The following is a 20993-nucleotide window of genomic DNA, read 5'->3' on the forward strand; positions in this document are numbered from 1 at the left end:
CACGCGGCAATACCGTCATGACAATGAAAATTGCTTGCCCGGCATGGCTTTGTATTGCACACTTTACACTCTGAACTGCCCTTTATCGCCTGCTTATTATCACGACATCAACAATCTGGAGACATCATGCTCATCAACAAAACGTCTGCCATTGCAATGGCTTTTTTCGCTGGCCTGGTTGCGTCACCCCTGCTGCAACATGCGGTCAGCGATGCCCATGCCGACGCACCAGGTCTGACTGCCAGCATCACAGACTTGCTAGCGATCAAGCATGATGACTTGCCCAAGACCAGCAATCCTGAACTCAATGCCCGCCCACTGGTGGTCACGGACAATGCCACGGTCGGCATACAATCCGGCAATGTTGCCAAGCACATCCACCCGCAGACTGACGAAATCCAGTACATCATCGAAGGCAGCGGCAGCATGTGGCTGGGCAAAGAGCGCAAAGACTTCAAACCCGGCAGCCTGATCGTCATCCCCAAAGGCACAGCACACGCTGGCAGCATCGTCAGCAACGGCCCGGTCAAAGCCATCGCCATCAAGATCCCGCCTCAGGGCAAGACGGATACAGTGTTTGTGGATTGATGTTTGATGGCAGCAGTTAATTCAGTAGTTTGTTAACAGCAGCCTGCCACAATTCATAGGGTGCGCATGCGCACCGTTTTTATCATGTACCAATTCGCGACAGTAAACTTGTTCAGTGAAAATCAAAAAGAAATACGCTCCAGTCATCCTGGAAGAACTAAAGCTGGGTCGTGAGCACATTGAAAATCTCGATTTGCTCGAAGAGCTGGTATTTGACTGCCTGTCACTCAACAAAGCCGGGTTACAAGAGCGCTGGCTTGGTATAGGGAAAATTTTATATGCCAATGCAATACGTCTGGAACTTGATGAAGACATTGATCAGTTGACCAGTTTCGCAAGATCGATCGCTGGCGAGATCATATCTCCCAAAGCACACCGGGATTGGTGGGGCAATGGTTCGAGCTGGGAAAGTCAAAACTATCGCAACTTCCCGCCATTTATCAAAAAAGGCAGTGGTGTCAAAATGTCGCCGGACGGCATACTTAGTCCGGAAAAATCGCAGCATTTCATGGCTGGCATGTTTTTGTGGGTTGTGCGTACCGACAAGGATATGCATGCAGATGCGCAGGCGATAATGGATGCTGCCCCAATGAAGCCGCTTCTGCTGGAGCGTTTGTAAAATGACATTCGCTAGCAATCGACATAGTCTAAGATTGGCGTTTGAATGGTGCGCACGGCGTACTAACACTAAAATGTCGTCATTTGTAGGGTGCGCCATGCGCACCGCTTTTTTTGCCAAGTCGATTCCGTGATCAAGTTAAGTTGACACTTGAACGGTGCGCACGGCGCACCCTACTGCTGTATTTACCCATTTTTTTGATACCTGAGCGACACGCTTTTTATGAAATTTACCACGCCTTCATCAGATGTTGAAACCAGAGTTACCTCGGGCAAGTCAATGCCAGCATTTTTGTTATTTGGCCTGACATGCTGCCTGCCCAGCCTTGCCATGGCGGATGACTGGAGCGGGTTTCTGGGATTGCTTATCGTCCTGTTTTCACTCCCGGTTGCTGCCGTCAGTCTCATAGCGAGCCTGGTACTGGTCAGCAAGGGCAAGTTCAGACAACCTGGATTTTTCATAAAGTATGCCGCCGTTTTTACAATTGTCGCAGTCGTACTCGTGATTGCCAGCTATACGTGGAATGACAGGAAATCACTTCACTATGCGTTTATAGGTGAATCCATACTGCTGCTCATCATTCTGCTACCGGGGCTCATACAATATCTGCGGCGGCATCTGTATGATGAAAAGAATTGATGCTCAACCTAGGTTGCAGCCAGCGGCAGCCTATTTATCGACAAGAGAAATAACATGAATTATGTAAAGGCAGCAATGACAGAACAGGATGCAGCAAGAATCAGGTCTGACATCAAGGCAAGCACGCATTTATATGAACTTGCCAGAATGTATGTGGAGACCATGACAAAACACCAGTGGATGATAGACCGCGTCGGCAATTCTTATCTGTACAGGGCAGGCGTCCCACGCCTTGACTCTGCAATATCCAACGTATATGCCTACTTTTACGAGGGCAGGCTCTATGAAATGCTGGTTACCGGAATGCTTGGTCATTTTTCGGTCAAAATCACGATGAATGATGACTCATTGAACTGGCAGGATGAAAACATGCACCGGGCTTTCAAGGCAGCCCTTCAGGAACTGGGATTGCCTTTCCAAAGCGCAGCAGATGTATTTACTGAAAAATTGGGCATCACCTTTGATAATACCGCTGCCGTTTTTGAATTTTCGGCAAAAAAAACGGGTACCTGAACAGTCTCTTATTTGGCTTAGCGTATTTTAATAATAAATAGATAATTTTTCTCACGAGAAGTTTGCCCCATCAACGTAGCAGGCACGCGTGCTTCCCCTTAAAATCCAGACCGTTTGTGCTATCCTTACAAATAGACAATATACAACAGCTACAAACACCAACGATAAGCCATCACTTCCGATGATGCACCTGCCACTGCCAAGGCTTTATGGATAATTCACCTGACAAAAAGCCCATCTACGTCACGCAACCTCATTTGCCTCCGCTTGAGGAATTTATTCCTTATCTGGAGCAAATTTGGGGCAACAAGATACTGACCAATGGCGGGCCTTTCCATCAACAGCTGGAAGCTGCGCTGTGCGAATATCTGGGTGTTGAACACCTGGCGCTGTTCACCAATGGTACGCTGGCGCTGGTCACGGCCTTGCAGGCCTTGCGCATTACTGGTGAGGTGATCACTACCCCTTATTCATTTGTGGCAACCGCGCATTCGCTGCTGTGGAATGGTATCAAGCCCGTGTTTGCAGATATAGACCCGCATACCCTGAATCTTGACCCGACAAAAATCGAGGCCGCCATCACGCCGCAGACCACGGCCATCATGCCTGTGCATTGCTATGGCAACCCATGTGATGTCGATGCAATTCAGGATATCGCTGACCGCTATAACCTCAAAGTGATCTACGATGCGGCGCATTCGTTTGGTGTCAGGGATCAGGGGGCAGCATATTGCGCCATGGTGATCTGTCTGTACTCAGCTTTCATGCAACCAAGGTATTTAACACCTTTGAAGGTGGGGCCATCGTCTGCAGAGACGCCAAAATCAAGCGTCATATTGACCATCTGAAAAACTTTGGCTTTGTTGATGAAACCACGGTCACTGCACCTGGCATCCATGGCAAGATGAGCGAGATCAATGCGGCTTTCGGCCTGTTGCAGCTCAAGGATGTGGATAATGCCATTGCCAGGCGCAGGACAATTGATGCGCACTACCGTTCGCTGCTCAAGGACGTAAAAGCCATACGCTGCCCTGAACCTGTGAGTCATGAGCTGGCGAACTGCGCTTATTTTCCACTGATGGTAGGGCCAGACTACCCCATGAGCCGTGATGCACTGTATCAAAAATTACGCGACCACCAGATATTTGGCCGCCGATATTTCTATCCACTTCTGTCCGACTTTCCTATGTATCGAGGATTGCAATCTGCCAGAAGCTCCAATTTGCCACATGCCACACTTGCCGCCCAGCAGGTCTTGTGTCTGCCCATTTACCCTGCACTTGAATTGGAACAGGTTGAATCTATCGCAGCGCTCATCACTTCATAAGCTAAATATAAAGAAGTTTTCTAAAATGGACGTAACAAAAACGGTTTCTTCATACAAGCAAAAGGATATGCATTATTTGTGTTTGAAAAGTTAACCTCTTTGGGTCGAAAATGCCTAGCATATGAATATTGAGATCATTTTTTCACAAAACCAGGCAACTCTGTGTCACATTGCGGAACATTTGCGGCAATGTGATACAGAATTTATGCCCCCCCTTAGCAGTCGATTGAACATTGACGATTACGCTTATAAAATTTGGAAGCGGGCAATGAAATTTGAGGCGATCACCAACGGAAAATTGGTCGGACTGCTAGCTATGTATTGCAACGATAAGCTAAATCAGTTAGCTTTTATAACCAATGTGAGTGTTCTACCTGAATATCAGCATCAAGGAATAGGTTTGAAACTTCTTAATCAAAGTTTAGCTTATGCGAAAAAAAGTGCGTTTTTGAATGTGGATCTTGAGGTTAATAATAACGATGTTAGAGCAATAGACTTATACTCCAGGATTGGCTTTTTTCATCACTCCCTAAATGAGGACACGAGCCAAATGCGTTGTTCGCTTGTATAGAGTTTATTGTGATGGCAATCAATTTACAATGTGCAGATCACGAAGCGAATTCAGCATCAAAGCATGAAAAACGGGCTGGCTATATAAATGCATGCAAACTTCACTAAACCAATTCATACGATTTGATCATTCTTAAAACATCATCTAGGCGATTATGCATTACCACGTCGATGATAGACAAGCCGGAAGAAAAATTATTTGATTTAACTTGTTGATATTCAAGCAGTCTAGGCTTCACAAACGATAAGTGAATCCCTTTATCTAAAAAATAAAGCTTGTCATAAATTGTTGTGCCACCTAACGCGTTTATGTAACGATCTGATCTTAACTGTTTAGTGATTTTGATTAACCTGTCAGCTTTTTCGAATCCTTTGGAATCAGAAAAACTTTGCGAAGACCGCAGAAATGTCTTGTCAATACCTATTAGTTTATAGAAATTAGTAATAGAACTAATTGCAAAATCAGCGATGAATGCATGTTCCGTGTTGAAAACTTCCTGTAAATACATCATACCGTTGTTGTAGAACGGAGCGGATTTGTATGCCAGTTCTATCTGTCGGCAAAACTTTTTTTTGAAGTAAGCAAAAGAATTCGTCTTGACATCGCAAATGAGTTGGTTTTGGCTACTATTCGAAAGTGGCACAGTGAAACGGTATGGCGCGCCGTCAACCAATATCTGATTTCTGTTGATCCAGCCTTTCTGGATAAAATTGACATCGTCATAAAAAACAAATACATCAGATGCATCAATCAAGCAAAAATATCCCAGGTAAGGGAATATGTAAGGCTGCATAATCGCTATCGTATTATTCATCGCTAGAATTTGAATTTAAATCCTTTTCAAGCACCTCAAATGCGTGTTTCGGAACACCCTGGCACCAGCCTTCCCACATTATCCGCAGAGCCCGCCTTAAACTAAGTTCGATTAGTTTAGGTTGGCCTAATGCGGTTCCCCTCATATTTTTTCGCGCATTGAGTCGAATGTCAGCAAGTCCTGCAAGATCTTCAGTAATGGCGACAAGTTGATGAATAAATTCATCTGGATTTGCAGCGATAAAATTATCAAGGCCAAGATGTCTCATTACACATGTACTGGTCCGGGTTGCTGCTGTTTTTCCAAATATGGTCATTACCTGAACTCCCATCCATAAAGAGTACAGAGTCGTGGTACCGCCAGAGTAAGGGAAAGTATCAAGACATACATCAACCTGATTGTGTAATCGCAAATAGCTTTGAATGTCGCAACGAGGTTTGAATGTTAAACGCTCACCAGTAACACCCAAATTTTCAAAGCGCTGCCTGATTTTATGTGTCGTTCCATCGTCCGGCATGGAAGCGATCATCATCCGCGAATTGGGGACTGAAAGCATACTTCTAGCCCATAATTCAATCACCTCATCATTAATCTTCACAATGCGGTTGAAGCTGCCAAAAGTAATATAGCCGTTGGTAAAAGCCGGTAATTCAGAAATGTCAGGCAAAGGTTCAGACGGCTGGAAAGTTGCGCTTGCTGGTATGCGTACAATCTTTTCAACAAATTGATCTTCAAATTCATCTGGTGGAAGGAAAAACTTATCGGAGATGTAATAATCAATGGCACTAAATCCAGTTGTGCCCGGGTAGCCGATCCAACTGATCTGAACAGGTGCCGGCTTATGCGCAAATGCCAACAACCTGTTCATGCTGATGTGGCCGGACAAGTCTATCAAAATATCAATACCATCTTGCATGATTTGGGCTGCCAGATCGATGTCAGACATCTCAGCCACCTTGCGCCATTGCCTGAAGCAGGAACGGATGCGGTAAGTTACCTCATCTTCCACGCTGTTGTTGTAGTAAATGAAAACGGATACATCACTGGCTTTGGCTAGATGTTCAAAGACCGGTTCAATAAAGGAGGCAACAGCATGATTGCATAAATCTGCCGAGACAAAGCCTACCCTCAATTGCTTTTTAGGGTCACGCTGGTTTTGATGTCTGGGCCAGGCATCGCGCAAGCCAGCTTCATAGATATCGCCGATGCGGCAATGTTCAGCAAACAGGGCTTGCGGATCAGTCGCCTGATTTTCAACCATATTGAATAATTTCCAGCTGGCCAGCTCAAGGCGCTGGTCGATCAGGCCGGGATCAACCTCCAGAGCCTGTTTAAGTGCCTGCTCTGCATCCGCCATCTTGCCCTGTGATTTGAGAATGGACGCCAGTATGCAATAAAAATCACCGGTCTGCGGCGCATGTTCAATCGCGCTGCGGCAGCTCGCTCTGCCTCTTCAGGCTTGTGCTGCCCCATCAGCAACAGGGCGAGATTGATATGTGCATACGCATGCTGCGGGTTGATCGCAAGCACGGCCCTGAAACTGCGCTCGGCACTGGCCGTCAGCCCCTGCCCTATCTGAATGCCGCCAAGATTAAAATGCGCCTCGACAAAATCAGGTTTGATTTTGATCGCTGCCTGGTAGCAGGCTACCGCTTCGGCCATATGCCTTAGCTGCGTCTGCTTTTATGCTAGCTGGAAATGCCAGTTGGCATCATCCGTCACGGTGTCGATCAGGCGCTGGTAGTGGCTGTCGGCCTGCACCAGACGGTCTTGCGCACCCAGTGTTTCAAGCAGGATGGCGCGCGCTTCTGCGTGGGTGGGCTGTACTTCCAGCAAGCGCCACAGCCAGGTTTCAGCTTCTGCACCTTTGGCCTGGGCCAGCAAGGCATTACTCAACATCCACAATAATTGAGGTGATACCGGCGCATTGGTAGTGGCTTGTTTCAGCAATGCTTCAGCCTCGGCAAAGCGCGCCTGCGTCAGCAGTATGCCACCCAGGTTGGCATAAGTATTGACGGAATCGGGATTGATCTCCAGCACGCGCCGGAAGCATGGCTCAGCCTCAGCCAGTCTGTTCTGCCCCTGTAATAAAGTCCCCAGGTTGAAATGCGCGAAAGAAAAAGCAGGGTTGATCTGTATGGCCCGGTGATAACTCACCTCTGCCTCTGGCAAACGGTTTTGCACTGTCAGGTTGGTTGCCAGGTTGAATTGCGCCACCGCATTACCCGGTTCACGCGCGATCAATTGCTGGTAAGTGGCTTCAGCCTCTGCACTGCGGCCTTGCCCATCAAGGGTCAGGCCCAGATTGATCGCGGCATCGCTAAAGCCCGGCGCAATTTCCAGGGCACGGCGATAAGCCGCTTCAGCCACCGCCATATCCCCCCGCTCATAGGCAATATCGCCCAGCTTGTTATGCGCCTGCGCATCTTGCGGGTCAAGCACAAGCGCCTGCTGGCAGTAATCTTTTGCCTCGTCGAGTTTGCCAGCAGCAAACAAATGATTAGCCTGCTCCAGCAAGCTAGCCACTGTTGACAGTTGCCCTGCGACAGGCGTCAGCTTCGCCGGGCTCTCAATTGGCCCGCCAACCGCCTGTTCAGGCGGAGTCACTAGCTTTGCCACAGGCTGAACTTCAGCCTCATTGCCTGCACCCAGGCGCTTTTTAAACCAGGAAAACATCCAGATATCCTTTGCTCAGTACCGTTTGCCACTATATCCCAGGCGATGAGACGGCCTCAGTGGCCAAACACAAATATTAACGCAGGATAACATTGCTAAGCCTGAATCTAAAGCTTGATTCTAAAGCTTGATTCTAATGCCCGCTACGTGAAACAACCTGGGTTACTCCAGTCACGTCCCCAGTACATCGAAGTATTTCTCACCCGGCAGCCAAATCATTGCATAATTGCTACCGCGCAATTGCTTGCGAGTGCCAGCAAACCCGGCAAAAAAAGTGAGCCACAAGTTCACGCACAATACGGAGACACCATGAAAAAGAAAATAGCCAGTGCATACGCACTGAACCTGTCGGCTGCAATATTCGCAACGATATTGGGAGGATGCGGTGGCGGCTCAGGTGGCAGCGGCAGTGCCAGCACTGCGCCAGACACTGGTAATCAAACCCAGGTCAGCACCAGCCTGGTACCCATCATCTTGCCAGGGCCGGTTCCGGCAGATTCACCGCCACCACCCACGGGTGGCAGTTACGCGATGTCACTGGCGATTCCGCCGCGTCACCAATGGAATGCCAACTACGGCTATTGCGGCGAAACTGCCTTCATCAGCGCCGGTTTGTATTACGGCCAGTATGTATCGCAATACACGGCGCGTGCTGCCGCAACACCGGGTTTAAGTCAAAACGATGTCAACAGCCAGTTGCTCGTCTCGGTCAATGATTTGACCGCAGCAGCCAATATGCACCTGAATGCAGTTGAGTGGAATGGGCAATCCAGCACCACTACGACCAACCAGTACCTGGCCTGGATCAAGGGCTATGTGCTGGCGGGTTATCCGGTCATCATGGGTATCTATGTGAACCAGTACCAGCCTGGCAGCAACCCTGCGACTGGTTTTTCCAGCTATGACCATATCGTCCCGGTGAATGGCATCGCCTCCAGCCACCCGCTGGTACCGGGATTGAACCAGACTTATTACGCCGACGATATTTTGCAATTCAGCGATAACAGCGGCACCAATAATGCCAATTACCCCAATCAATTCACTGCCCCGCCAGTGGCCGCAGCTTATCTGTTCCAATATGGCTTCGACAAATTCCAGATGACACGCACCCAGGCCAATGCCCAGTCTGCACCACCGTATTCGCTGGCCCTGCATAGCAGCAGTAACAACATCAATTCAGCCGTTGCCATTACCGGCGTCATCGATATAAATAGAGAAACGGTGCCAGTGCGGCTGGCAACCGACCTGAATTATGAAAACCCGGCAATGAGCAATGGCGCCAATACTCCGCCCATGGCAGCCCCACTGACCCTGACCGCAACCGTATATGGCCTCAGCGTTGGGGTGAAATACAATGTGTATCAATACAATTCGCTGGCAGCCATCCCCAATTCATCCTTCAACGCCAATGCTGCCGCTGCCACGCAAACCTTCAGCTTCACTGCCACCGACTCCACCTATGTGCTGCCCCCGGTAAAAATCATGTCTAACCAGACTGCAGCTTTTCGCGCTGTGCCTGCATCGGCGCGTTGAAGAACAATCCTGAAACCGCAAGCTGTCTGCATGAATCAATTTCCATGATGCGGGAACGTTGTTCCCCGCTACGACTCCAAAGCATAATAAATCAACCTGAGTGCTCACCGATGATAAATAAAAACCTGCTGGTCTTGCTATTTACCGCCCTGATCCCATTCTCTGCATGCATTGCGCAAGACATGAAACAGACCCAGCCTCAAACCACGTCCATAAAAATCGACAAAACGCTGACCCCGGAAATAGGTGGAATAAAACAGCTGGTCGAGATTAAAACCGATGATGCCAGCAAGCCCGTCCTGTTATTTTTATCGGGCGGCCCCGGAAGCTCAATGATGAACAATGCGGATGCTTTCACGACTATCTTGAAAGAGAGATTTACGATAGTCCAATGGGACCAGAGAGATGCCGGTAAAACCCTGAAACTCAATCCATCACCCGTACAGCCCTCGGTCGAGCTTATGGAGAAGGATACCTATGAAGTCATACAGTTCATCAGAAAAGAATTAAAGCAGGAAAAAATATATTTGCTCGGCAGCTCCTGGGGCAATGTCCTGGGTTTTTACATCGTCAAAAATCACCCTGAATTATTGCATGCCTATTTTGCGTCCAATCCCGTCATCAGCCAGCTCGCCAGTGAAAAAGAATTGCTGGCCGCCCTGAAGAAGCATTTCAAGGACAATGCAATCGCCAGCCAGGAACTGGCCAGCGTCAATATCCCATTTAAAATCGATGAAGACCTGCTCTACCTGAGAAAATGGCTGCTGTACAAAGAAGGCAAAGAGTTCGCAACCAGCGCTGAATTCACGAATGGTTTTCTGCAATGGGCAAAAACCTGGTCGCCGGTGTGGAATGCCGTCATGGATGTAGATTTACCAAAGACCTTGAAAGAAGTCGATTGCCCAGTGTATTTCCTGGTGGGTAAAAACGACATCCAAACATCTACCCAGATTACCCAAGACTATTTCGCGCAATTGAAGGCACCAAAGAAAGCGCTGTTTTTATTTGAACATTCCGGGCATCAAATCCATAAAGAAGAAGCAGAAAAATTTCAGCAGACTATCATCAGCACCTTGCCTGCGGTGGCGACCGGGAAGTAAACTTGCTTTGAGAAGCCGGGGGCACTCCGCAACTGTGTCAGCGCATCCAAGACATCTATCCCGCTGATTCTAGAGCAGGTGTCTATCCAGCTTAATAAACGACACCTATCTCGGCAATTGGCCCCCGAAACGCGCTGGCCAGTTCATTGACAAAATCACGTGTAGGCAACTGGCGTAGTTTTTCGCAAAAACCCGGCAAGCTTTTACCAAAATCCAGCATCACGGCACCGCGCCAATAGCCTGCATAGTCACTCCAGTCATACAACTCCGGGAAATTTTTACTGACATGAATATTCATCTCAGGTACACCTGCATATTCCCCATGAACCAGATAGGCATCAAAGGCTTTTGAAACTGGCCAGGGAATTGCATCCAGGTCATACACAAAACCAATGCAGGCCTGGTCAGGCGCAGGTGAAATCTGCTCAAAGTAACAGTATTCATCAGACTGCTGGATGCGGATATCATTGCCAGCGACAACAATGATTTGTGAAATGTAATGATCCTCGTCCCCTACGGTATCGTAGTAACACCGCCCGGCGATATCTACTACAGGCTTGCCGCTGGTCTCATCATAGACGAGCGCCTTGCCTGCACCCGGCATAGCGCCGGGAATGGTTTTTTCTGACGATTCTTTCATCGTCGATAAATCAAACACCGTGGCCGGTTTATCGATCAGCGACCATTTATGCAAGACCGCATCGACACGTGCCAGGGTATCCGCCGCTGGTAGCCAGCTCTTGTCATTGACGACCAAAAAATGCCGGTATTCAACACCCATCTGATGCTCCCTTAAAAGTAGGCATTAGTGTACTTGCTTTCGCATTACGTGGATACGAAAGGAAACCCGGGAGTCACGGCTGCTTTTCGAGATTTTCCTGCAGACGTTTTATACCAATAGCCGACCTTTTGTGTAAGACGCTCCTGAATACATGCAGGAGCGTGGCCTTGAACAAAAAGCTGTCATTGCGGCTATACATGCGCCACGTGACGCTACAGGACTCAGCACCCGTCACCTGAAAGAGTATCTCCATTTTTGGCATCAAAGGCAGGAACTCACCCTCTGTCATAAACACTTTGCCAAATTCTGCTTCCTTGACGCAGATTTTTATTTTTCTCTTACCCCTGACAGGAACAACAATAGTTTCCAGATATTCCTTGCCGCGCTGCCCATGCTCAAGTGTATTGGCTGACTCTATCGACAAAACCCCAGGAAACCACTCGGCAAAATGCTCAAGATTGGTCGCGTATTGATACGTGGCCTCGGCCGATCTGGTGATGGATATAGTCTGTTCAGTGAGTAGTTGCAATGCAAACGCCAGTTTGGGAATTAACGGGGCTGGCAAAAATATCACGTACTTGGTGGGAGCGCGATTTCGGGTGTAACTTTTTGGGCTTTTTGGTACAACAGCTCTTCATCAATGCCATAGTGAATGAAGCTCACATGCGACGCATTATAATACGCCCTACAATCTGGAACTTACTATCTGTGGTAGCGGCTCCAAGCTTGCATGGTTTTCAGAAACATCCATTTCTGCTAAGGTAAGCCATCACCCACAATTTGTCCTGCACGCCATGTCCCTGCTCAGAAAACCCAAACCTGTCCCGGCAAATACTGTTGAGACCAATCAACAGATTGCAGCGCTGGTGGCTGTGCAAAACCAGATTTTCCCGAAACTGATTGATAGCTTGCAGGCAGGTGTCAGTACGGCTGACGTCGCGGTGCTGGCGGATGAGCTGGCGCGGGAGCATAGGGTGCATAGCTCGCTGCCATTGATGAATGGTTTTCCGGCTGGTATCAGCATTAGTGTGAACCAGGAAATCATGAATGGTGTGCCGCGTAGCGACAAGCTGCTCAAGGATGGGGATGTGGTGAAGCTGGCGTTTGGTCTGCACCATCAGCAACGGGCGTTCAGCATGCAGAACTGGACTGTGCAAGTCGCAGCGGGTACGGCCATTGCCGGCGACTTGCTGGGGCCCAGCCATGCAATTTTGCAGGAAAGCATATCGCTGTGCCGGCCTGGCGCGCTGGTCTCGGCAATTGGCAGCCATTTGCAGCAGGCGTGCAGCAAGACTGGCTTGTTTATCTCAGAGCTGTTTGCTGGTCATATGATCGGTGAACAGGCGCATATGCTGCCGCAGGTTTTACCGCGCCGTGGCATGTTTGAAGCTGAGCATGTCTTGAGTGCGGGTTGCATGCTGCATCTGGTGGTACTGGCCCACCCTGCCAAGCCCAGCGCCAGGCAGCTCAAAGATCACTGGCCTGTGACTGAGCGCAACTACTATCCATCTGCCTGCTACAGCCATATGCTGCTGATCACCGAGGACGTGCCGCAGATACTGACAGCGACCTATCCTTTGCTGCCGAACTGCTAAACCCACAAAGCAGAGGTGATCACAAAGTCCCACAATCCGACCATGCTGGCCATGCCTGCCATGCATCAAGACGCGGCATTCTCCTACAGACAAATGAAATCTTGAGGTGCAGCATTACTCCACGGCAAATACTAGCCAAGCCACAAAAGCGTAAAAAAATGCAAATTAATCATATCAATATTGTAGCGTTATAGACAATTACATAATATGAATGTAAATTTGGTAAGCATGATATATTTGCATTGACATACGTGTATATTGAGGGAATACGTAAGCGGGGCCGTACTGTGGCAATAAGTACGGTGCGAGTTTGTGAGCAAGCTTGGCTTGTAAAAGGCTTGTTACAAATTTCGCGCTGCAACAAAGTTGCTCTGGAGTATTATTAATTATTGTGCGCAGGCGAAAGGTGTCAAATGAATGACAGCATTCCGCAGACCAGGCCAGTGACTATCCTCGTTGTCGATGACGACGATGTTGATGTGCTGGGTATAGAGCGCGCACTGAAAAAACTCAAGATCGCCAATCCCATCGTGCGAGCCCATGATGGGGTAGAAGCGCTGGAAATTCTGCGCTCGTCTGAAGGTTTGCCACGTCCCTACCTGATTTTGCTGGACATTAATATGCCGCGCATGAATGGGCAAGAGTTTCTGGTAGAACTGCGGCGGGACAAGAATTTATCGTCTGCGGTTGTATTTGTACTGACCACTTCACAGGATGACCAGGACAAGCTCATGGCTTATTCCAGACATGTGGCTGGTTATATCGTCAAACAGCATGTTGGTGATGGTTTCATGCGTGTGACAGAAATGCTCGACCACTACTGGCGAGTCGTTGAACTTCCTGTTGCCTGAGGTGTAATCATGATGCTGACCGCGCCACCGCAAACCTCTACCCTCGATATTCTCATCATCGACGATGATGAAATCGACAGGCGCAATGTCATCCGTGCGTTGAAGCAGGTATCGGTCAGTGTCAAGATCGTTGAAGCCAATAATGCGCTTGATGGCCTGCTCAAAGCCAAGGAAACCCTGTTCGATGTCATCCTGCTTGACTACCGCCTGCCCGACCGTGACGGCATCGAGGTATTAAAGAGCCTGCGTCTCGACAAGACCCACCACGCTGCCATCATCATGCTAACGCACCAGGAAGATGTGAGCCTGGCAGAACAAGCCATCGAAGCCGGTGCGCAAGACTTTTTACTGAAAGAAGAAGTCAGTGCGCGCCGCCTGATGCGCGCCGTGCACCAGGCACGCCACCGCCACAAGCTGGAATCTGAACTCAGCCGCAGCTACAACCAGTTGCGCGAACTGGCTGAGCATGATGCCCTCACTGGGCTGGCAAACCGCTATGATTTTGAACGGGCACTGGCCTTTGCCGTCAGCCGCGCCAAGCGCGAGAACCTGCATGGCAAGATGGCGGTACTGTTACTCGACCTGGACCGTTTCAAGAATGTGAATGACACCTATGGTCACGCGATAGGTGACCAGTTGCTCATCAAGGTGGCACGCCGCCTGGGTACCACCACCCGCGGCAGTGATTTGCTGGCGCGCCTCGGTGGTGATGAATTTGTGGTGCTGGTGCAGGATATGGACAGGGTCGATCAGGCCATCCTGCTGGCGACCCGTATTGTCGAAGCGTTCAAGAAACCCATTGTGCTTGATGGCATGGAATGGCATGTGACGATGAGCATAGGCATTGCCGTGTTTGGCTCTTGCGCCAATGATGCGACTGAACTCATGAAATGTGCTGACATTGCCATGTACCGCGCCAAGCAAGAGGGTCGCAACCAGAGCCATTTTTATTCTGACCAGTTGCACCAGGCCGTACGCCACCGCATGTACCTTGAGCGCGATCTGCGCCATGCTTTGCGTAATGAGCAGTTGCAGGTGTATTACCAGGCCAAGATCAATCCTTTTGATGGCAGCATAGGCGGCATGGAAGCCCTGCTGCGCTGGCACCATCCGGTAGAGGGGGTGCTGACACCAGGTGTGTTCTTGCCGATGGCAGAAGAACTGGGCCTGATGTTTGATATAGACCAGTGGGTCATGCGCACGGCCTGTGCCCAGTTGCAGGAATGGCGCTCACTGCCCTTCCTACATGCCCAGGACCTGACGATGGCGGTGAATGTCTCTGCCATACAATTGCAGGGCGATAACCTCATCTATACCGTCGATGATGCCCTGCTGAGCAGTGGCCTCGACCCTTGCTGTCTGGAGCTGGAAATCACCGAGAATGCCCTGATCCGCGACCCTGTCCATGTTGCGGCCATTTTGCACAAGCTGGTCGGACGTGGCGTCAAACTATCGCTTGATGATTTTGGTACCGGTTATTCATCTTTCGGGCATTTGAAACTGTTCCCCATCCATGTGCTGAAGATAGACCAGAGTTTTGTCGCCGGTGTTGGCAAGGGTGAATCGCAAGAACGCCTGCTGGCCGCGATGATTGCCTTTGCACAAACCATGGAATTATCCCTGGTGGCGGAGGGCATAGAAACTGAGCAACAGGCCATGTTCTGTGCTGAACGTGGTTGTGAACTTTTGCAGGGCTATATGTATTCACGCCCTATTCCTTCGAGTGAATTTGAAGATCGCTACCTGACCGGAAGTTTCCGCCATGCGCCAATTGGACCACAGTCAGAATAATGAGCAGGCCAGCACTCAACAATCCGGAAAGCAGCCAGCTTATGTCAACGAGCAGCATGCCTTGCTGGCTGCCATTGTCAACTCATCTGACGACGCCATCATCAGCAGCGACCTCAGCGGCAATATACTGAGCTGGAATCACGCAGCAGAAATCCTGTTTGGTTATACCGCCACGGCGATTTACCAGCGCCCTTTTGCCAGCCTTTTCCCGGCCGGGCAATTGCCTGACCACCTCTCACTGATCAAGCTCATGCAGCAAGGTGCTTCGATAGGCCATTTTGAAACCATGCGGCGCTGCCAGGATGGTACCGAGTTGCCAGTGGCGCTGACCATCTCGGCCATGCGTGACGAGGGCGACAATATCATAGGCCTGTCACTGATCGCGCGCGACTTTAGCGTGGGCTACCGCATCGCTGCCCGCCTGACGCAGAGCGAGCGCCATTTCCGCCAGGTGGTGGATGCGGCGCCGAATGCCATGGTCATGATAGACCGCCGCGGTCTCATAGAAATGGTGAATTCACAGGCCGAGACCATATTTGGCTATACCCGCACCGAACTGCTGGGCAAACCGCTGGAAATCCTGATCCCCTCGCGCTTCCAGCGCCATCACCCCAGCCTGCGCACCGGTTACTTTGCCAACCCCATTAGCCGCGTCATGGGGCGCGGGCGCGAACTGTATGGCCTGCGCAAGGATGGTACCGAGTTCCCGGTAGAGATAGGCCTGAACCCGATAGAAACTGCCGATGGCATCAAGGTCTTGTCAGCCATCGTCGATATCACTGAGCGCAAACGCCAGGAAGAACGCTTCCGCCTTGTCGTGGAGGCTGCACCGAATGCCATGGTCATGATAGACAGCCGCGGCATGATAGAAATGGTGAATGCCCAGACCGAGCACCTGTTTGGTTACCCGCGCGCAGAATTGCTGGGCCAGCCCATGGAAATGCTGATACCGGCCCGTTTCCGCAGCCAGCACCCGGATTTGCGCGCCCAGTATTTCACCAGCCCCAGCACCCGCGCCATGGGTAGTGGGCGCGACCTGTTTGGCCTGCACAAGGACGGTAGCGAATTCCAGATAGAGATAGGCCTGAACCCCATACAAACAGCCGATGGTCTCAAGGTCTTGTCAGCGATTGTCGATATCTCCGAGCGCAAGCGCTTTACTGATGAACTGTCGCGGCGCAACCAGGAGTTGAATAATTTTGCCTATGTCGCCTCGCATGACCTGAAGTCTCCCCTGCGTGGTGTCGATCAACTCGCCACCTGGCTGACCGAAGACCTGGCCGGCAAGATCGATGATGAAACCAATGAACACCTGCGCCTCATGCGCATGCGCATCAAGCGCATGGAGAGGCTGCTGGACGATTTGCTGCTCTACTTCCGCGCCGGGCAGCTCGGCGGCGCAGTAGAACACATAGACTTTGCCGATCTGGTGCGCGATGTATTTGAACTGTGCTGCCCTGACCAGTCGTTCAGGCTGGAGCTGCAGGGCGAATTCCCGCGCTGTCATACCCACAAGGTGCCGCTGGAACTGGTGTTCCGCAATCTCATGAGCAATGCCATCAAACATCACGATACCAAAAAAGGCTGCATCGTCGTACGGTCCATGCCCAATGAACAATGGCTGGAATTTTCAGTCAGCGATGACGGCCCCGGTATCCCGGCTAAACATACTGAGCGCGTGTTCGCCATGTTCCAGACCCTGCGTCCGCGTGATGAGGTTGAAGGCAGCGGCATGGGCCTGGCCATTATCAAGAAAACCATAGAGTCGCTCGGTGGCAGTATCAGGCTTAGTGCCAACCAGCCACGCGGCGCCGTGTTCAACTTCACCTGGCCGCGCAACATGGCGGAGGCTTTATAAGATGATGTCACATCCCCGCAAAACAGAAGCAGGCACTGACCCTGTGACCTTGCTGGCCGCCATCGTCAATTCATCGGACGATGCAATCATAGGCAGTGATACCGGTGGCCGCATCATCAGTTGGAACAATGCCGCCAGTCTGCTGTTTGGGCATGCGCATGAGGCAATCCTGGGCCACCCCTTTGCCGTCCTGTTCCCGGACGGGCAATTACCCGACCATCAAACGCTAGGCCAACTGCTGCAAAAAAATAACGCCATCGGCCAGTTCGAAACCATGGGCAGGCGTGCTGATGGCAACGAAATACCAGTGTCACTGACCATCTCGGCCATACGCGATGCCAGTGGCAATATGTTTGGCCTCTCGCTGAGCGCACGCGACTTCAGCAGCGGCTACAAATTGGCCGCCAGGCTGACACAGAGTGAAAGGCATTTCCGCCAGGTAGTCCAGGCTGCGCCAAATGCCATGATACTCGTCAACAGCCAGGGCCAGATTGAACTGATCAATGACCGCTGTGAACAGATGTTTGGCTACACACGCGCAGAACTCATAGGCAATTCCCTTGACATGCTGGTACCTGAACGCTTTCGCGGCCAACATCCCGAACGGCGTGCAGCTTACTTTGCCCATCCGGACGAACCTGTCATGGGCAAGGGCCGCGAACTATATGCCTTGCACAGGGATGGTACCGAGTTCCCGGTAGAAGTCAGCCTCAGCCCCATCGACACAGCAGATGGCATGAAGGTATTGTCTGCCATCGTCGATATGTCAGAACGCCAGCGCTTCACCGACGAACTCTCGCGCCGCAACCAGGAACTCAAGGACTTTGCCTACGTCGCCTCGCATGATCTCAAAGCCCCGCTGCGCGGCGTTAACCAGCTCGCCACCTGGATCACCGAAGACCTGGCAGGCCAGATCAATGAAGAAACCCAGGAACACCTGCACCTCATGCGCGTGCGCATCACCCGCATGGAAAAACTGCTCGACGACCTGCTGCTCTACTTCCGCGCCGACAACCTTGGCGGCAGCACAGAATGCATAGACTTTGCAGAGATGGCGCGCGATGTCTTTGAACTATGCTGCAACAACCCCTCGTTTTCGCTCGAATTGCAGGGCACTTTCCCCAAAGATTTCACACACAAGGTGGCTCTCGAACTGGTCTTGCGCAACCTCATCAACAATGCCATCAAGCACCACGACAAGGCCAGCGGCCACATCTTCGTACGCGCCCTGCCTGCGCCTGATGAGCAGCACTACCTCTTCGAAGTCGCCGACGACGGCCCCGGCATCGCCCCCGAACACCGCGACCGCGTGTTCGCCATGTTCCAGACCCTGCGCCCGCGCGACGAAGTAGAAGGCAGCGGCATGGGCCTGGCCGTCATCAAGAAAACCATAGAATCCCTGGGCGGCAGCATCAGCCTTGCAGCCAATGCGCCGCGCGGTGCGGTGTTCAGGTTTAGCTGGCCGCGGGTGGTGAGGTAGTTGGTGCCTCACGTAGCAGCGGTCTCAGCCGTAAATAGCAAACGGAATTGAAAATTCAAGACCAAAAAGCTCACCACAGAGACACGGAGTCACAGAGAAATGCAAGAGAGGGGAAGACAGTATTGACAAGCAACACCCTCGTAGAAGCGGCTTTAGCCGCAAATAGCAGACTGCAAGAGGCTTGGACCAGGATACCTGTCTGAAATTTTTATCGCATTTCAAATGCGTGCAGCACAAATACGATGGATTCCTGCGTGCGCAGGAATGACGATTGAAAGATATCCAGATAAAAAGGCCACACGGTTTGTATGGCCCTGCATAGAAAATCCAGAATGAGCGTCCTATCCCGCAACTACACAAAAACGCCCATGCAAATCTTACTTCGGTGGGAAGCTGTAAGTCACCGTGTAGTTCCCGCTCCCCGCATACGATTTGACCTGCACGTAGTAGTAACCCGCCGTGCCTGCATAATTAATGGATTCAGTCGATGTACTGCCTTCGCTACTGGCTACCTTGGTCCAGGCGCTGCCTGAGTATTTGTACAGGTAGAGGTCAAAGTCTGTACCCGCTGGTCCGCTCAACTGTATGCTATAGGTGCCATTGCCTGCCTGAACATAACCGGGTGATGCACTGGGTGCATTGGCGGTCGCACCGTTGGTCAGGCTGCCGGTCTGGGTGACAGCGCCACCAGGTGCTGGCGTGTATGAAGCAAACACCGTCCTGGCCAGGCCTTCATTGACTGCATGCCATGGATAACCCAGCGTTCGCATGCGCGAGTTTTCTGTTGGCCTGTATTTCCCGGTCTTGCAATATTGCGCGCCCTGAAAGGTGCCGACCGTGCCGTTCGGATATTGCCCCAGGCCGGTTGGCACGGCAGTGGATGATGAGATCAGGCCGCCCCATTTGACATTGCGTGTGCCATTCAATGACACATCCCCAGAAGTCGGTTCAGCACTCAGGCTGCAAGTACCGTAATCATATTCATCAGCCAGGGCAAAGGCGGTGTGGCCTATCTCATGCAGGGCAATTTCCACGGACTGTGCATGCATGGACAGCGTCGCTATCTCACCGCCAGAACCACCGTAGCGGGTGGAGTTGGACACCACGACAATGACGTCGCGCTGGTCAGGCGCAAGTACCGAACCGACGATGTCATACACCTTGGTTGAGTTCACACACAGCAGGCGGTCGATGTTATAGCAGTAGAAGCTGCCATCCATGGCGGTGTCGCGATAAACGCCCTTGTCTGGCTCATCTGCGCCGGACTGGTTGCTGGCGACATCAACGCGGTGCACATTGATGCTGGTGCGATTCGCTGCAAACAGGGGGTCGGCCATAAAGCCATCGATGACTTTTTGCGCGTCGGTACGCCATTTGCTCATCTCGGCAGCGGTATAGCCATCGCCAACAAAGACCAGGTCCATGCGTGTATTGGACGGGCCATTATTGATGATAGTCGTGACGGTTGCTGCCGGGGCGGCAGATGGTGGCGGCTGCATACGTGCGGCCTGGCCGTTGCGCACTATCTTGTCGAGGGCAGCGCGCTTGAATACCGCCGGCTGCGGTGGTGGCAGCGCCATGCGCGCGTCGCCCGTGGCTTGCGGCTGGATTTCTATGCTGGCGACCTTCTCATCAAAAGGCAGAGAAACCTCAAACACGCCATCAGCCTGCCTGACTTGCTGCGACACGTCGATGGCACCGGTTTTGGGATCAAATGCCTCGACATGGCGCTGCTGCGCATTACGCACCAGCACTTCATGGATGACAGTACCCTGAGAATTTCTGGCGATGACACGCCAGGGCTCGCCCTGACCGCTGTCAGGCATGCTGGGCGTCAGCGCAAACTCGCCAAGCTCGGCCCGCACAGGCGTAAAACTGGTGCCCTGCCTGCCATCGCTGTAGGCAACACGCAACGAAATATTCGCTGCCTGAGCCGCACTAATTTGAAAAGCTGAAATTGCAACGGACATCAAAATAAGTTTGAGTGAATTCATACTGTCTCCGAATAAAATAAGGTGAATGTGTGAACTACCGATGCTGATGGTGCTAATGCCGATGTTGATGCTGATATTGATGCTGATATTGATGCTGATATTGACGCTGATGTTGATACTGCTAAAGCTGATGACTAAGGAGGAACCTCCCCCGATGTGAGAGAACCGTTGATGGAAGATGTTATCGGGGCAGTCGCTGCGCGTGATGCTGGCAGTTGGAGATCAGTATAGTAAAATAAATATATTCAACAAATATTAATGTA

General features: G+C 51.1%; 18 protein-coding genes and 2 pseudogenes. 13 read left to right on the forward strand and 7 right to left on the reverse strand.

What is annotated here, in order from left to right:
- The first annotated feature begins 126 nt into the window (after positions 1-126).
- The 6 genes and pseudogenes from ACO0LN_RS27450 to ACO0LN_RS27475 all read left to right on the forward strand — a co-directional run bounded on the left by ACO0LN_RS27450 (position 127) and on the right by ACO0LN_RS27475 (position 4257).
- Positions 127-588, forward strand: coding sequence for a cupin domain-containing protein (locus ACO0LN_RS27450; RefSeq protein ID WP_422979445.1), 462 nt, complete (start codon positions 127-129; stop codon positions 586-588).
- Positions 589-703: 115 nt separating this feature from the next.
- Positions 704-1207 (forward strand): hypothetical protein, encoded by a 504-nt coding sequence (locus ACO0LN_RS27455; RefSeq protein ID WP_422979447.1) that lies wholly within the window; start codon positions 704-706, stop codon positions 1205-1207.
- Between the two features lie 279 nt (positions 1208-1486).
- A complete protein-coding gene (locus ACO0LN_RS27460) occupies positions 1487-1846 on the forward strand; it encodes a hypothetical protein (protein ID WP_422979449.1) in 360 nt (119 codons plus the stop codon).
- A 54-nt stretch (positions 1847-1900) separates the two neighbouring features.
- Entirely contained in the window at positions 1901-2359 is a 459-nt protein-coding gene (locus ACO0LN_RS27465) for a hypothetical protein (RefSeq protein ID WP_422979451.1), read from the forward strand.
- A 209-nt stretch (positions 2360-2568) separates the two neighbouring features.
- Positions 2569-3686 (forward strand): annotated as a pseudogene (locus ACO0LN_RS27470) (DegT/DnrJ/EryC1/StrS family aminotransferase).
- Between the two features lie 121 nt (positions 3687-3807).
- On the forward strand, positions 3808-4257 hold the full coding sequence (locus tag ACO0LN_RS27475; RefSeq protein WP_422979453.1) for a GNAT family N-acetyltransferase: 450 nt from the start codon (positions 3808-3810) through the stop codon (positions 4255-4257).
- 103 nt (positions 4258-4360) lie between these two features.
- Here the strand turns inward: ACO0LN_RS27475 and ACO0LN_RS27480 are convergent, their stop codons facing one another.
- The 4 genes and pseudogenes from ACO0LN_RS27480 to ACO0LN_RS27495 all read right to left on the reverse strand — a co-directional run bounded on the left by ACO0LN_RS27480 (position 4361) and on the right by ACO0LN_RS27495 (position 7747).
- Entirely contained in the window at positions 4361-5071 is a 711-nt protein-coding gene (locus tag ACO0LN_RS27480; protein WP_422979455.1) for a WbqC family protein, read from the reverse strand.
- A complete protein-coding gene (locus ACO0LN_RS27485; RefSeq protein WP_422979457.1) occupies positions 5064-6428 on the reverse strand; it encodes a hypothetical protein in 1365 nt (454 codons plus the stop codon). Before ACO0LN_RS27485 ends, ACO0LN_RS27480 begins: the two co-directional genes overlap by 8 nt.
- Positions 6374-6742 (reverse strand): annotated as a pseudogene (locus ACO0LN_RS27490) (tetratricopeptide repeat protein); the annotation flags it as partial. The pseudogene ACO0LN_RS27490 and the gene ACO0LN_RS27485, both read right to left, overlap by 55 nt.
- Positions 6743-6754: 12 nt before the next feature.
- Positions 6755-7747, reverse strand: a complete 993-nt coding sequence (locus ACO0LN_RS27495; protein WP_422979459.1) for a tetratricopeptide repeat protein — start codon at positions 7745-7747, stop codon at positions 6755-6757.
- Positions 7748-8056: 309 nt separating this feature from the next.
- On the opposite strand from ACO0LN_RS27495, the gene ACO0LN_RS27500 reads away from it, so the two are divergent.
- Together ACO0LN_RS27500 and ACO0LN_RS27505 are read left to right on the forward strand one after the other, a co-directional pair.
- Entirely contained in the window at positions 8057-9280 is a 1224-nt protein-coding gene (locus ACO0LN_RS27500; RefSeq protein ID WP_422979461.1) for a C39 family peptidase, read from the forward strand.
- A gap of 110 nt (positions 9281-9390) precedes the next feature.
- Positions 9391-10380 (forward strand): alpha/beta fold hydrolase, encoded by a 990-nt coding sequence (locus ACO0LN_RS27505; protein ID WP_422979463.1) that lies wholly within the window; start codon positions 9391-9393, stop codon positions 10378-10380.
- A 91-nt stretch (positions 10381-10471) separates the two neighbouring features.
- On the opposite strand, the gene ACO0LN_RS27510 is transcribed toward ACO0LN_RS27505, so the two are convergent.
- The gene (locus ACO0LN_RS27510; protein WP_422979465.1) at positions 10472-11161 is read right to left on the reverse strand and encodes a hypothetical protein; all 690 of its coding nucleotides are present in this window, start codon (positions 11159-11161) and stop codon (positions 10472-10474) included.
- A 73-nt stretch (positions 11162-11234) separates the two neighbouring features.
- Complete coding sequence (locus tag ACO0LN_RS27515) at positions 11235-11735, reverse strand: SRPBCC family protein (RefSeq protein WP_422979467.1); 501 nt, start codon at positions 11733-11735, stop codon at positions 11235-11237.
- A gap of 220 nt (positions 11736-11955) precedes the next feature.
- Between ACO0LN_RS27515 and ACO0LN_RS27520 the strand changes: the two genes are divergently transcribed.
- The 5 genes from ACO0LN_RS27520 (at position 11956) to ACO0LN_RS27540 (ending at position 18736) form a co-directional block, all read left to right on the forward strand.
- On the forward strand, positions 11956-12756 hold the full coding sequence (locus ACO0LN_RS27520) for a M24 family metallopeptidase (protein ID WP_422979469.1): 801 nt from the start codon (positions 11956-11958) through the stop codon (positions 12754-12756).
- Between the two features lie 413 nt (positions 12757-13169).
- Positions 13170-13607 carry a response regulator gene (locus tag ACO0LN_RS27525; protein WP_422979471.1) on the forward strand — a complete coding sequence of 146 codons (438 nt, stop codon included), beginning with the start codon at positions 13170-13172 and terminating at the stop codon, positions 13605-13607.
- Positions 13608-13616: 9 nt separating this feature from the next.
- On the forward strand, positions 13617-15398 hold the full coding sequence (locus ACO0LN_RS27530) for a GGDEF/EAL domain-containing response regulator (protein WP_422979473.1): 1782 nt from the start codon (positions 13617-13619) through the stop codon (positions 15396-15398).
- Entirely contained in the window at positions 15370-17256 is a 1887-nt protein-coding gene (locus tag ACO0LN_RS27535) for a PAS domain S-box protein (protein ID WP_422979475.1), read from the forward strand. Before ACO0LN_RS27530 ends, ACO0LN_RS27535 begins: the two co-directional genes overlap by 29 nt.
- Positions 17257-17260: 4 nt before the next feature.
- Entirely contained in the window at positions 17261-18736 is a 1476-nt protein-coding gene (locus tag ACO0LN_RS27540; protein ID WP_422979477.1) for a sensor histidine kinase, read from the forward strand.
- A gap of 377 nt (positions 18737-19113) precedes the next feature.
- Here the strand turns inward: ACO0LN_RS27540 and ACO0LN_RS27545 are convergent, their stop codons facing one another.
- Positions 19114-20730, reverse strand: coding sequence for a M64 family metallopeptidase (locus ACO0LN_RS27545; protein ID WP_422979479.1), 1617 nt, complete (start codon positions 20728-20730; stop codon positions 19114-19116).
- Between the last annotated feature and the right edge of the window lie 263 nt (positions 20731-20993).

Origin of the sequence: Undibacterium sp. TC9W (genome assembly GCF_049339865.1) — a bacterium.
Lineage (GTDB): Bacteria > Pseudomonadota > Gammaproteobacteria > Burkholderiales > Burkholderiaceae_D > Undibacterium.